14 protein-coding genes and 1 pseudogene are annotated in these 13006 nt (G+C 72.6%); 10 read left to right on the top strand and 5 right to left on the bottom strand.

Annotated elements, in window-relative coordinates; translation table 11 throughout:
* The first annotated feature begins 15 nt into the window (after positions 1 to 15).
* The 4 genes from thrC (at position 16) to groL (ending at position 4316) form a co-directional block, all read left to right on the top strand.
* The gene (gene thrC / locus HCJ93_RS15285; protein WP_167996235.1) at positions 16 to 1320 is read left to right on the top strand and encodes a threonine synthase; all 1305 of its coding nucleotides are present in this window, start codon (positions 16 to 18) and stop codon (positions 1318 to 1320) included.
* 90 nt (positions 1321 to 1410) lie between these two features.
* Entirely contained in the window at positions 1411 to 1686 is a 276-nt protein-coding gene (locus tag HCJ93_RS15280; protein WP_167996234.1) for a MoaD/ThiS family protein, read from the top strand.
* Between the two features lie 440 nt (positions 1687 to 2126).
* Positions 2127 to 2330, top strand: a complete 204-nt coding sequence (locus tag HCJ93_RS15275; protein WP_004986573.1) for a cold-shock protein — start codon at positions 2127 to 2129, stop codon at positions 2328 to 2330.
* A gap of 363 nt (positions 2331 to 2693) precedes the next feature.
* Complete coding sequence (groL, locus tag HCJ93_RS15270; protein WP_167996233.1) at positions 2694 to 4316, top strand: chaperonin GroEL; 1623 nt, start codon at positions 2694 to 2696, stop codon at positions 4314 to 4316.
* Between the two features lie 104 nt (positions 4317 to 4420).
* Here the strand turns inward: groL and HCJ93_RS15265 are convergent, their stop codons facing one another.
* On the bottom strand, positions 4421 to 4834 hold the full coding sequence (locus tag HCJ93_RS15265) for a hypothetical protein (RefSeq protein WP_167996232.1): 414 nt from the start codon (positions 4832 to 4834) through the stop codon (positions 4421 to 4423).
* Between the two features lie 196 nt (positions 4835 to 5030).
* Here HCJ93_RS15265 and HCJ93_RS15260 point away from each other — a divergent pair, with 196 nt between their 5' ends.
* Positions 5031 to 6158 carry an NADH:flavin oxidoreductase gene (locus tag HCJ93_RS15260; protein ID WP_309141410.1) on the top strand — a complete coding sequence of 376 codons (1128 nt, stop codon included), beginning with the start codon at positions 5031 to 5033 and terminating at the stop codon, positions 6156 to 6158.
* Positions 6159 to 6297: 139 nt separating this feature from the next.
* Positions 6298 to 7851, top strand: a complete 1554-nt coding sequence (locus tag HCJ93_RS15255) for a carboxylesterase/lipase family protein (RefSeq protein WP_167996231.1) — start codon at positions 6298 to 6300, stop codon at positions 7849 to 7851.
* 26 nt (positions 7852 to 7877) lie between these two features.
* On the opposite strand, the gene HCJ93_RS15250 is transcribed toward HCJ93_RS15255, so the two are convergent.
* Positions 7878 to 8447 carry a hypothetical protein gene (locus HCJ93_RS15250; protein ID WP_167996230.1) on the bottom strand — a complete coding sequence of 190 codons (570 nt, stop codon included), beginning with the start codon at positions 8445 to 8447 and terminating at the stop codon, positions 7878 to 7880.
* Positions 8448 to 8516: 69 nt separating this feature from the next.
* Here HCJ93_RS15250 and HCJ93_RS30180 point away from each other — a divergent pair.
* Both HCJ93_RS30180 and HCJ93_RS15245 read left to right on the top strand, forming a co-directional pair.
* A pseudogene (locus HCJ93_RS30180) lies at positions 8517 to 8744 on the top strand (MmcQ/YjbR family DNA-binding protein); the annotation flags it as partial.
* A 250-nt stretch (positions 8745 to 8994) separates the two neighbouring features.
* Positions 8995 to 9105, top strand: coding sequence for a helix-hairpin-helix domain-containing protein (locus HCJ93_RS15245; protein ID WP_309141409.1), 111 nt, complete (start codon positions 8995 to 8997; stop codon positions 9103 to 9105).
* Between the two features lie 42 nt (positions 9106 to 9147).
* Here HCJ93_RS15245 and murQ read toward each other — a convergent pair whose 3' ends face one another.
* A complete protein-coding gene (gene murQ, locus HCJ93_RS15240; protein ID WP_167996229.1) occupies positions 9148 to 10083 on the bottom strand; it encodes an N-acetylmuramic acid 6-phosphate etherase in 936 nt (311 codons plus the stop codon).
* Between the two features lie 118 nt (positions 10084 to 10201).
* Entirely contained in the window at positions 10202 to 11149 is a 948-nt protein-coding gene (locus HCJ93_RS15235; protein WP_167996228.1) for a MurR/RpiR family transcriptional regulator, read from the bottom strand.
* A 55-nt stretch (positions 11150 to 11204) separates the two neighbouring features.
* Here HCJ93_RS15235 and HCJ93_RS15230 point away from each other — a divergent pair, with 55 nt between their 5' ends.
* Positions 11205 to 11636, top strand: a complete 432-nt coding sequence (locus HCJ93_RS15230; RefSeq protein ID WP_167996227.1) for a DUF8819 family protein — start codon at positions 11205 to 11207, stop codon at positions 11634 to 11636.
* On the top strand, positions 11633 to 11950 hold the full coding sequence (locus HCJ93_RS15225; RefSeq protein WP_167996226.1) for a DUF4031 domain-containing protein: 318 nt from the start codon (positions 11633 to 11635) through the stop codon (positions 11948 to 11950). Before HCJ93_RS15230 ends, HCJ93_RS15225 begins: the two co-directional genes overlap by 4 nt.
* Here HCJ93_RS15225 and HCJ93_RS15220 read toward each other — a convergent pair.
* Complete coding sequence (locus HCJ93_RS15220) at positions 11917 to 12999, bottom strand: GNAT family N-acetyltransferase (RefSeq protein WP_206317445.1); 1083 nt, start codon at positions 12997 to 12999, stop codon at positions 11917 to 11919. The genes HCJ93_RS15225 and HCJ93_RS15220 overlap by 34 nt on opposite strands.
* Positions 13000 to 13006 lie beyond the last annotated feature (7 nt).

Here is a 13006-nt window from a genome sequence, read left to right as displayed (position 1 = left end):
AGGGCCTCGCCTCACATGGCTGTGCAGACTGTTGCAAGCTCCACGGACTCCACGGGTACCGCGTCCGCCCGGAATGTCGACCTCGGCCCCGCAGCGGCCCTGAGCTGTCGCGAGTGCGGCCACCGCGTCCCGCTCGGCCCGGTCTTCGCCTGCGAGGAGTGTTTCGGCCCGCTCGAGGTCGCCTACGACTTCTCCTCCTACGACACCGAGCAGCTCCGCGAGCGCATCGAGGCCGGCCCCGCGAACATCTGGCGCTACGCGCCCCTGCTGCCCGTCCCCGCCGACGTGGCGGACAAGCCCAACCTCAACCCCGGCTGGACCAAGCTGGTCAAGGCCGACAACCTGGCGGGCGAGCTGGGCATCACCGGCGGGCTGTACGTCAAGGACGACTCCGGCAACCCGACGCACTCCTTCAAGGACCGGGTGGTCGCCCAGGCCCTGGAGGCGGCGCGCGTCTTCGGCTTCACCACCCTGTCCTGCTCCTCCACCGGCAACCTGGCCGGCGCGGTGGGTGCCGCCGCCGCCCGGGCCGGCTTCCGCTCATGCGTGTTCATCCCGCACGACCTGGAGCAGGGCAAGGTCGTCATGGCCGCGGTCTACGGCGGTGAACTGGTCGGCATCGAGGGCAACTACGACGACGTCAACCGCTTCTGCTCCGAGCTGATCGGCGACCCGGCCGGCGAGGGCTGGGGCTTCGTCAACGTCAACCTGCGGCCCTACTACGCCGAGGGCTCCAAGACGCTCGCCTACGAGATCTGCGAGCAGCTCGGCTGGCAGCTCCCCGACCAGATCGTGGTGCCGATCGCCTCCGGCTCCCAGCTCACCAAGATCGACAAGGGTCTGCGGGAGCTGATCGGGCTGGGCCTGGTCGAGGACAAGCCCTACAAGATCTTCGGTGCCCAGGCCGAGGGCTGTTCGCCGGTGTCGGCCGCCTTCAAGGCCGGGCACGACGTGGTGCGTCCGCAGAAGCCGGACACCATCGCCAAGTCGCTGGCGATCGGCAACCCGGCGGACGGGCCGTACGTCCTGGACATCGCACGCCGCACCGGCGGTGCGGTGGAGGACGTGACGGACGAACAGATCGTCGACGCGATCAGGGTGCTGGCGCGCACCGAGGGCATCTTCGCGGAGACCGCCGGCGGCGTGACCGTGGGCGTCACCCGCAAGCTCGTCGAGAACGGGGTGCTGGACCCGTCGAAGACCACCGTGGTGCTCAACACCGGGGACGGTCTGAAGACGCTGGACGCGGTGGCCGGTACCGGGCTCACCGCGACGATCCGGCCCAGCCTGGAGTCGTTCCGCGAGGCCGGCCTCGCCTGAGCGCCGCCCGACGTACGTCTGCGGGCCGGTGCGGGCCGGCCACGCAGTTCCCCGCGCCTTTGAGGCGTCAGTCGACCGGAGGTCCACACCATGAGCGTCACCGTCCGCATCCCGACCATCCTGCGCACCTACACGGGGGGCAAGGCCGAGGTCACGGCCGAGGGGTCCACCCTCGCCGAGGTCATCGAGGACCTGGAGAAGAACCACACCGGGATCGCCGCCCGGGTCCTGGACGACCAGGGCAAGCTGCGCCGGTTCGTCAATGTCTACGTCAACGACGACGACGTCCGCTTCGAGCAGGGACTCGAGACCGCCACTCCGGACGGTGCCGGCGTGTCCATCATCCCGGCCGTCGCGGGCGGCTGATCCCCGCCAGGCATTACCCTCGGTAACATCGATTACCGAGCGTTCACCGTGTTGCCCCCTCCGTGAGAGATGCGGAGGGGGCAATTCCATGGGGTTGAGCGCGGTAGAGTTGGGGAACGCGCTCCCGATCCGGCGATCGGGCACCCTGAATTCCCGCCGCCAGTCCGACTGGAAATGGCCAAAGTGCGGGCGCTTTTCGCGGCTTTTGCGGCATTTGTGCGGTCCGACTTGCCCTGAATTCGGGTGAATTCTTGCCACATTCCGGACCGGCGCCGTCCAGATTTCTCGTCCGATTGACCTGTTGCAGACGGCAGTTGGACAGATACATTCAGCCGCGGTCGACGCGTTCCGGCGCACGCCCCCAACCGTTGGGGGGTGAGGTCTGACCCGGATCCGCGAAGTGTGGATCTGTGCAAGGGCCAGTAATAGGGGAGTTAGGCATGGCTCAGGGCACCGTCAAGTGGTTCAACGCGGAGAAGGGGTACGGCTTCATCGCGGTCGACGGTGGTGCGGATGTTTTCGTCCACTACAGCGCGATCCAGATGGACGGCTACCGCACCCTGGAAGAGGGCCAGCGGGTCGAGTTCGAGATCTCGCAGGGCCAGAAGGGCCCGCAGGCCGACATGGTTCGCGTCACCGCCTGAACGCTTACCAGCCGCAGGCATCGTTCGCTGACGAAGGGCTCGCACCCCGCCGGGTGCGGGCCCTTCGCCCGTCCCGGGGCGGGCCCTCCGGGGCATGCCGGGACCAGGGGATACGGGGCGCGCGACGCCCCGCCGAGCGCCGCGGGGAGCCCGTCCGAACCCCGGAGGGCGCTTGCACTCGCATGGGTCGAGTGCTAATCATTGGGCGTTAGCACTCTGAAGGTGAGAGTGACAGCGGAAGGACCGGGTCGGTGAGGCCCGCAGGCCGGGTGGGGCAAGGAACCACAAGGCGTGCGAGCCGTCCGTCGCGGGCGCGGGCGCGGTCCGAAGGAATCACCCCCAGTCCTGGAGGGACCACTTCACATGGCCAAGATCATCGCGTTCGACGAGGAGGCGCGGCGCGGCCTCGAGCGCGGCATGAACCAGCTCGCGGACGCCGTCAAGGTGACCCTCGGCCCCAAGGGCCGCAACGTCGTCCTCGAGAAGAAGTGGGGCGCCCCCACGATCACCAACGACGGTGTCTCCATCGCCAAGGAGATCGAGCTCGAGGACGCGTACGAGAAGATCGGCGCCGAGCTGGTCAAGGAAGTCGCCAAGAAGACGGACGACGTCGCCGGTGACGGTACGACCACCGCGACCGTGCTCGCCCAGGCCCTGGTCAAGGAAGGCCTGCGCAACGTCGCCGCCGGTGCCAACCCGATGGCTCTGAAGCGCGGCATCGAGAAGGCCGTCGAGGCCGTCTCCGCCGCCCTGCTCGAGCAGGCGAAGGACGTCGAGACCAAGGAGCAGATCGCCTCCACCGCGTCCATCTCCGCCGCCGACACCCAGATCGGTGAGCTGATCGCCGAGGCGATGGACAAGGTCGGCAAGGAAGGCGTCATCACCGTCGAGGAGTCGCAGACCTTCGGTCTGGAGCTGGAGCTCACCGAGGGTATGCGCTTCGACAAGGGGTACATCTCGGCGTACTTCGCCACCGACATGGAGCGTATGGAGGCCGTCCTCGACGACCCCTACATCCTGATCGCCAACTCCAAGATCTCCAACGTCAAGGACCTGCTCCCGCTCCTCGAGAAGGTCATGCAGTCCGGCAAGCCGCTGCTGATCATCGCCGAGGACGTCGAGGGCGAGGCCCTGTCGACCCTGGTCGTCAACAAGATCCGCGGCACCTTCAAGTCCGTCGCCGTCAAGGCCCCGGGCTTCGGCGACCGCCGCAAGGCCATGCTCGGCGACATCGCCATCCTCACGGGCGGCGAGGTCATCTCCGAGGAGGTCGGCCTCAAGCTGGAGAACGCCACCCTCGACCTGCTGGGCAAGGCCCGCAAGGTGGTCATCACCAAGGACGAGACCACCATCGTCGACGGTGCCGGCTCCGCCGACCAGGTCCAGGGCCGCGTCAACCAGATCCGCGCCGAGATCGAGAACAGCGACTCCGACTACGACCGCGAGAAGCTGCAGGAGCGCCTGGCCAAGCTGGCCGGCGGTGTGGCCGTCATCAAGGCCGGTGCCGCCACCGAGGTGGAGCTCAAGGAGCGCAAGCACCGCATCGAGGACGCCGTCCGCAACGCCAAGGCGGCCGTCGAGGAGGGCATCGTCGCCGGTGGTGGCGTGGCCCTGCTGCAGGCCTCCCAGGTCTTCGAGAAGCTGGAGCTCGAGGGCGACGAGGCCACCGGTGCCAACGCCGTGCGCGTGGCCCTGGAGGCCCCGCTGAAGCAGATCGCCGTCAACGCCGGCCTCGAGGGCGGCGTCGTGGTGGAGAAGGTCCGCAACCTCACCCCGGGCCACGGTCTGAACGCCGCGACCGGCGAGTACGTCGACCTGATCAAGGAAGGCATCATCGACCCGGCGAAGGTGACCCGTTCCGCGCTGCAGAACGCCGCCTCCATCGCCGCGCTCTTCCTGACCACCGAGGCCGTCATCGCCGACAAGCCGGAGAAGGCCGCCGCGCCGGCCGGCGGCGGCATGCCGGGCGGCGACATGGACTTCTGATCGGCCTCGGCACCGATCGGACGTCCCGCGTTCCACGCCGAGGGCGGCACTCCCCGCGAGGGGGAGTGCCGCCCTCGGGCGTTCCGCGGCCGCCGGGCCGGGTGTCAGGGGGTGTTCTCGGCCGGGGCATGGGTGCCGAAGCGCAGGAAGCCCGCGATGCGAGGGCTGAAGGCCGGCTCGCCCTGCTCGCCCAGCACCGAGCGCAGGCCCTCGGCCACATCGGCGTCCGGCTCGCCGAACACCTCGAAATGCTCCACCCTGCAGTGCTCCATCACGTCCTGGATGTAGGGGTCGGCCAGCTTCCAGTGCAGACGGACCGCGTCGGAGTCCCGGTAGAGCTGGAAGCTGTGGGCGAGCATCCGTTCCTCGTCCACGAAGGTCTGCACCATGAGCTGCGGCCCGTGCCGCTCGGCGAAGTCCACCGCCCGGGCGATGGCCTCGCGGAAGGCCTCCAGATGGCCCTCGGTGATGCGCATGGTGTTCCGGAAGAGCAGCATCGTCGCGTCGTTGTCCGTCATGCCTCCGACCCTCCGACCTCAACTCCGGTTGAGGTCAAGGGGTACGCGGCGGGCGGACCGGGCGAGGGGTGGGCGTGTGGTTCGGATCACAAGGTGGGCCGGAATGGCCATCTCCCTGCGCTGGTTCTCCTTCACGTGCGCTGATTGCATGCACGCGCACATACCAGTCGGTACCTCCCCCGTCAAGGAGCTCCACGTGACCGTCACCATCGCCGACTCCGCCTCCCGGGCCGCCGACGTGCTGTCCCGTCCGGTGACCATCAACGGTCTCACCGTGCCGAACCGCATCGCCATGGCGCCGATGACCCGCATGTTCTCCCCGAACGGCGTTCCCGGGGAGGACGTGGCCTCGTACTACGCCCGCCGCGCCGCCGCAGGTGTCGGGCTGATCATCACCGAGGGCACGTACGTCGGGCACCCCTCCGCCGGGGGCAGCAGCCGGGTCCCCCGCTTCCACGGCGAGGAGCAGCTGGCGGGCTGGGCCAAGGTGGCCGAGGCGGTGCACGAGGCCGGCGGCAGGATCGTGCCGCAGCTGTGGCACATCGGCATGGTGCGCCAGGAGGGCCAGGGCCCGTTCCCCGAGGCGCCGGCCGTCGGACCCTCCGGACTGCGCATCGACGGCACCGAGGCCGGCCGCACCATGACCCAGAAGGACATCGACGACGTCATCGCCGCCTTCGCCGAGGCCGCCGCCGCGGCCGAGCGCATCGGCTTCGACGGGGTCGAGCTGCACGGCGCCCACGGCTACCTGATCGACCAGTTCCTGTGGGCCGGCACCAACCGCCGCACCGACGCCTACGGCGGCGACCCGGTCGCCCGCGCCACCTTCGCCGCCGAGATCGTCGCGGCCGTCCGGGAGGCGGTCTCGCCCGGCTTCCCGGTCATCTTCCGCTACTCGCAGTGGAAGCAGGAGGCCTACGACGCCCGGCTCGCCGAGACGCCGGAGGAGCTGGAGGCGGTCCTCGCCCCGATCTCCGCGGCCGGTGTCGACGCCTTCCACGCCTCGCAGCGCCGCTACTGGGTGCCCGAGTTCGAGGGCACCGACCTCAACCTCGCCGGCTGGACCAAGAAGCTCACCGGCAAGCCGGCCATCACCGTCGGATCGGTGGGCCTGGACGGGGAGTTCATCGAGGCGTTCCAGGGCACCGGCGCGGCCCTCGGCAGCATCGACAACCTGCTCGACCGCCTGGAGCGCGACGAGTTCGACGTGGTGGCCGTCGGCCGCGCCCTGCTCCAGGACCCCGAGTGGGCGGCCAAGGTGCTCTCCGGCCGGTTCGACGAGCTGACGCCGTACGACGCGGCCTCCCTGAAGACGCTCAGCTGACGCGTTCCGCTCGCGCGGGCGGAAGGGGGCGGGCGTAAGGTCGGTCCTGCATGCATGACCGACCGGTAGGTATGAACGCCCCTGCCGCGAGGGCCGCTTCTCCCCTCGCGGCGCCCGCCCGCTCGCGCAAGGAGTGCCGATGACGACGCCCCAGCCCCGGCCGCCGGCCGGTGAGACCGCCCGCCCCGAGCCCGTCGTACGGACCGGCGCCGGTGCCGTGCGCGGACGGTACGAGGGCGAGCTGGCGGTGTTCCGCGGCATCCCGTTCGCCGAACCGCCCGTCGGCGAGGCCCGCTTCGCCGCGCCCCGGCCGGTGCGCGGCTGGGACGGCGTGCGGGAGGCGTACGCCTTCGGACCGCCGCCCCCGCAGGACGCGGCGCTGCTCGGGCGGGCCGTCGTGGACCGCCTGCCCGCCGGCGACGACTGGCTGACCGTCAACGTCTGGACACCCGAACCGGATCCGGCCGCCCGCCGGCCGGTCATGGTGTGGATCTACGGCGGCTCCTTCCGGCTGGGCCACTCCGGCAGCCCCGGCTACGACGCCCGCCGCATCGCACAGGACGGCGACGTCGTCGTGGTGACCCTCAACTACCGCGTGGGAATGGAGGGTTTCGCGCACATCGAGGGGGCGCCTGCCAACCGCGGACTGCTCGACCAGGTGGCCGCGCTGGAATGGGTGCGGGACAACATCGCGGCGTTCGGCGGCGACCCCGGCCAGGTCACGGTGTTCGGGGAGTCGGCGGGCGCCGGTTCGATCGCGGCGCTCCTGGCGATGCCCCGCGCCGCGGGACTGTTCCGGCGGGCGATCGCGCAGAGCGTGCCCGGCACGTACTTCTCCGACGCCCTCGCCCGCGACCTGGGTGCCGCGCTCGCCGCCGAGACCGGGCTGCGGCCGACGGCGGCGGACCTGTCGACGGTGGACCCGCGCAAGCTGACCGCCGCCGGGGAGACGCTGGGCCCGAAGATGCCCCGCCTGGTGGACCGCTGGGGGCAGGCCGCGCCCACCCGGACCCCGTACGCGCCGGTCGTCGACGGCGAGGTGCTGCCGAGCACGCCCTGGCAGGCGCTCGCCGAGGGCTCCGCCCGGGACGTGGAGCTGGTCACCGGGCACAACCGCGAGGAGTTCCGCCTCTTCATCGCCCTGGGCGGCCGGCTCGGGCAGATCACCGCCGAGCAGGCGGACCGGGCGCTGCGCAGGTACGCCCCGGGCCCCGGCGGCGCCGACGCCTACCGCGCCGCCTTCCCCGGGGCCTCGCCGGGCGAGCTGTACGAGCGGGTGCAGACCGACTGGGTGTTCGCCATGCCCACCCTGAAGCTGGCCGAGGCCCAGCTGGCCGGCGGCGGACGGGCGCACCTCTACGAACTCACCTGGCCGGCACCCGGCCTGGACGGCGCGCTCGGCGCCTGCCACGGCCTGGACATCCCGCTGCTCTTCGGCACCTTCGAGGCCGACCTGGGGATGCTGATGTTCGCCGGGGAGCGGCCCGGTGAGGACGCCAGGGCGCTGTCGTCCCGGTTCCGGGCCGCCTGGACGGCGTTCGCCCGCACCGGCGACCCGGGCTGGCCCGCCTACGACACCGAGCGGCGCCTTGTGCAGGTACTGGACGCGGAGCCGCGCGTCGCGCCCTACCCGGAGGAGACCTCCCGCCGCCTGTGGGACGGCTACGAGTTCCGGCCGCTCCCGCTGCTCTGAGTGCGGCCGTCAGGCGCTCCCGGGGACTACAGCCCGCCCATCGGCTCGATGTCGGTGCGCACCGGGGTGCCCCACACCCGCAGCACCTCGTAGTCGGTGAACTCGTGGACCAGCCGGTACGCCGCGGCCGGCCGGGGGCCGCGGCGCTGGGCCGCGAGATACAGCTCGGCCTCGCGGCGGTCCCGTCGTGGGGTGCCGCACAGCTGCCAGGCCTGCCCGTTCCACGCCTCCGGCAGCCACCGCTGCTGCGGCTGCGGGCGGTCGCCACGCACCCCGTAGCGGGACGGGGCCGGATCGGGCGACCGGTACCGCGGGGCGGGTCCCGCGTACTCGGCGCGGCGGGCGGCGCGACGCCGGGTCTCGCACAGCAGGCACAGGTCCGGGGCGCTCTCGTCGACCGGGCCCGTGGGGTGCTCGGGGCAGCGGGTGCGGGGGACCTCGGTGGTGACGGTCTCGTCCAGCAGCTCCAGGGCGCGTCTGAGGTCGGCCCGTACCTCGTGCAGCCGGGCGTCCGGGGTGTCGGCGGAGAGCGCCTCGCCGTGCTCGCCGAGCACCCGCAGGGCCCGGCCCAGTGCGGTGAGCTGCGCGTGGTTCATGGCGTGTCTTTCGTGGTCGGCTTCGCTTCAGTATCGCGTCCGCCCCGACCGCTGCGGAACACTGGCCGGATGACCACATGGGAGCACCTGCGCACATACGCGCTGGCCCTCCCGGAGACGGAGGAGGGCACCCACTTCGGCATGGTCGCCTTCTCGGTGCGGGGCAAGGGCTTCGCCTCGGTGACGAAGGACGGCCAGGTGCAGCTGAACCTGCCGGATGACGAGACCGAGGCCGCCCTGGCGGCGCATCCGGCCGGTGAGCGCATCACCCGGGCCGGGAAGACGATCGGCTTCCGTGTTCCGCCGGCCGGCATCGACGACGACGCCCTGAACGCCCTGGTGCGGGTCGCCTGGTCCTGCCGGGCGCCCAGGAGGCTCGCGGCGCAGCTCGCCGCTTCCGAGGCCGCTTCCGGCGCCACACCCGAGCCCCCGTCCGAGGCTGTTTCCGAGGCCGCGTCCGGCGAGGGCCGTTGCGAGTCTGCCCGCCGGTATCGGGCGGCCGGCGACGCGGGCACTGCTCGGGGCGGGCCTGGCCACGCTGGACGACGTGGCCCGGCACACCGCGGACGAGCTGCTGGCCCTGCACGGCGTCGGTCCGAAAGCGGTGCGCGTTCTCACCGAGGCGCTTCAGCGCCAGGGCAGGTCGCTGCGCGGCTGACGGCCGACGCGTCGCTCGGGGAGCGGGGCGGACGGCCGTCGGTCAGCTCCCCGCCGCCTCCAGGGCCGCTCGCAGGTGGCCCTCGGTGTCCTTCAGGAGACGGGCGGCCGTGGCGGCGTCGACGCCGGTGAGGAGGGTGAGGATCGCGGGCTTGACCTCGCCGTCGGTGGCGGCCAGGGCGCGCTCGATCGCGGCGTCCTCCGCCCCGGTGGCGAGGGCGACGATGCGATGGGAGCGGGCGCGCAGCTTGGCGTTGGAGGCACGGACGTCGACCATCAGGTTCCCGTAGGTCTTGCCCAGGCGGATCATGGTGATCGTCGACAGCATGTTGAGCACCAGCTTCTGGGCGGTGCCGGCCTTCAGCCGGGTGGAGCCGGTGAGGAGCTCCGGGCCCACCACGACCTCGATGCCGTGCTCGGCGGCCGCGGCCAGCGCGCTGCCCGCGTTGCAGGACAGGCCCACCGTGAGCGCGCCCCGGGCGCGGGCCCAGGTGACGGCGCCGACGGCGTACGGGGTGCGGCCGGAGGCGGAGATGCCGACCACCGTGTCGTCGGCGGTGACGTCCAGCGCGGCCAGGTCCGCCTCGGCCAGCTCCCGCGAGTCCTCGGCGCCCTCCACGGAGGTGACCATGGCGTCGGGGCCCCCGGCGATCAGTCCGACGACCTGACCGGGAGCGGTGTTGAAGGTGGGCGGGCACTCGGAGGCGTCCAGCACGCCCAGCCGGCCGGCCGTGCCCGCGCCGGCGTAGATCAGGCGTCCGCCGCGTGCCATCCGGTCGGCGATGGCGTCGATCGCGGCGGCGATCTCGGGCAGCCGCTCGGCCACGGCGGCCGGCACGGTGGCGTCCTCGCCGTTCATCAGGCGGGCGATCTCGAGGGTGGGCAGCCGGTCGATCTCGGCCAGCTCCGGCCGGTAGGCCTCGGTGGTGAGGGATGCCAGCTCCGTGCGGACATCACGCGGGTCGGATGCAGAGGTCATGGGCGGGGCGGCTCTTTCGGGTCTCTTCTCGGCGGGGGCGGTGCGACATCCCAGGGGGCGCGGGGACCTGTGCGGCCGGCCGCCACCCGTACGCGGCTCACCACGGCGTCCGGAGCCCCTACGGGCCCTTGCGGCCGGCCCGGTGCCGGTGCGCCAGCGCCTCGTACGAGGCGGACAGCGCCGGCGCGGCCGACTCGTACGTCCGCTGCGCCACCCCGACGAACAGGCAGTCGACGACCAGCAGCTGGCCGGTGCGCGAGGACATCGCCGCCGGGCGCAACTCGCTCTCCCGCGCCGTGGAGGTGGTCAGCACATGGTCGGCGTACTGGGTGACCGGGCTGTCCGGCCGGCCGGTGATCGCCACCGTGGTCGCCCCGCGCTCGAAGGCGACCCGGAGCGGTTCGATGACGTCGCCGGTGGAACCGGAGTGGGTGATCGCGATGGCCACGTCGCCCGGACGCAGCTGCACCGCGTTGGTGACGGCGAGGTGCGGGTCGCTGTGGGCGTGGGCTATGAGTCCTATGCGCAGCAGCTTCTGGGTGAGGTCCTGGGCGACCAGCCCGGAGGCGCCGACGCCGTAGACGTCGGTCCGGCCCGCCGAGGCGAGCGCGGTGACGGCGGCGCCCAGCTGCACGGTGTCCAGCCCGGCCGCGGTGTCGGCCAGGGTCTGCTGCTCGTCATAGGCGAGCTTGGCGACCACGTCGGCGATGGGGTCGTCCACCGCGATGTCGGTGGTGATGGCGGGCGCCCGGCCGGACTGCTGCTGGGCGGCGAGCCCGGCGAGGGCCAGGCGCAGATCGCGGTAGCCGGGGTAGCCGAGCAGGCGGGCGGTGCGCACCACGGTGGCCTCGCTGGTGCCGGTGAGCTCGGCGAGACCGGTGACCGTGAGCGCCGCGCAGCCCGCGGGGTCGTTCGCGACGGCCTCCGCGACCCGCTGCATGGAGCGGGTCATCGACGGGGCCAGCGTGCGCACCTTGGCCGCGAGGGCGGCGGGCGCGGGCGGTGCGGAGGCGGAACCGCCGGGGCCGCGCTCCCTCGCGAAAATTTCCTTCACTTCACTGGTCACAGATGAAAGATATTTTCGGTTTCGTGGTGCGGTCAAGAGTGCGCACAATAGGCATATGAGCCCCTCCGACCCGCACGGTACGTCCGGCGACGCCTCTTCCGCTGCCCGCGTCAGCCCCTTGGAACAGGCGCTGCACGCGGCGCGCGCCCTGGTGCTCGCCGATCTGGTGGCGGGCGAGGTGGCCGAGGCGGACGTGGTCTCCCTGGTCGAGGAGTCCGTGGCCCAGCGCCGCTGGTGGGTCGAGCAGTGGCCGGAGGGCTCGGCCTATCTCGCCGGGCTCGTCGCCCAGGACGTGCAGGACGCCCTGCTCGAGCGGTACGGCCGCTGGCCGCTGTGCCCGGTGTGCGGCTCCGGCGACCTGCACGCCCTGGAGGTGGAACCGGAGCTCGGGCCCGACCCGCACTGGGTGTGCACCAAGGCCGGTGTGAAGGTCGCGGCGGTCGGCGCGCTGGGCACGGCCACGGGCGGCGGGCCGGTCGCGTCGTGACGCTCTACATCGATCCGCCCGTCTGGCCGGGCCACGGCCGTCTCTGGTCCCATCTGGTCAGCGACCACTCCTACGAGGAACTGCACGCCTTCGCCGAGCGGCTCGGCGTCCCGCGCCGCGCCTTCGAGCGCGACCACTACGACATCCCCCGCCAGCGGTACGCCGACGCGGTGCGCGCCGGGGCGCGGGAGGTCAGCAGCCGCGAGGTGGTGCGGCTGCTGCACGCGTCGGGGCTGCGCAGGCGCAAGGGGGCGGTACGGACGGGCGGTCCGGGCGACGCTCAGGCGCGGAAGCCGTCGGTGCGGAACTCGTAGCCGAGGCGGGCGGAGTCCCCGCCGGCCCGGACGAACCCGGCCCGCTCCAGCACCCGTCGCGAGGGCACGTTGCCGCGCTCGACGACCGCCGCCACCTTCCGTACGCCCTCCTGCCGCACCGCCCACCCGGCCAGCGCGCGCAGCGCCTCGGTGGCGTAGCCCCGGCCGCGGGCGTCCGCGGCGAGGTCGTAGCCGATCTCCACCCGGCCGGTGTCGTCCGGGGCGCCGTGGAAGCCCATCGCGCCCACCGCACGGTCGTCCTCGAGGCGGACCAGCATGTACATGGTCCACTCCGGCCGGAAGGCGCCCTCCTGGTACTGCTCGAACGCCAGCCCGGCGCCCTCGCGCGTCCCCTCCCAGGGACCGGAGGCGACCCAGTCGAACCCGCCGTCGCCGCCCAGGGACAGATCCGCGGCGGCCGCCGGGGTGAGGCCCTCCAGGGCGAGCCGCTCGGTGCGCAGGACCGGGGCGCTGCACCACCGCCAGGAGGTGACCGGCTCGCGGCCCGGCAGTTCGCCGCGGCCGGTCGCCCACAGCAGCGTCCGCCACGGCGTGGGGCCCGGCCGGACATGCGGGAAGATCCGGGTCAGGACGAACTCGGCGAGCCCGGCCGGCGGCTGGTACGTGACGCCCAGGGCCTCGGCGATGTCGTGTGTGTGCAGCAGCACCTCGGCGACGCCCATCGCGGCGAACCCCTCGCGGTTCACCTGCTGGAACGGGAACGGGTGCCAGGCCCGCACCGCGCGCGGGGTGGTGCGCACGGCGGCGGCGAGCAGGGCACCGCCGGTGGCGATCACCCGCAGCACGCCCTCGTCGTCGGCGCCGTCCTCGAGGCTGATCCCGAAGGGCGCGTAGCCCTCGCGGTGGCGCCCGGCCAGCTGGCCGGCGTACCCGAACAGGTCCTCCGCGATGTGCACGGCCGTCTCCCGGCAGGTCCACTCCAGCCGCCCGGCCCTGACCTCCCCCCAGTCGTGTCCGGTGACCGCCCCCAGGGCCGCCACGCAGTCCGCGACGGCCTCCTCCACCTGCTCCGCTCCCGTGACCCGCATGAGACGC

It is taken from the genome of Streptomyces composti (genome assembly GCF_012034205.1).
GTDB lineage: Bacteria > Actinomycetota > Actinomycetes > Streptomycetales > Streptomycetaceae > Streptomyces > Streptomyces composti.
This window is presented reverse-complemented; position numbering and strand designations above follow the sequence as displayed.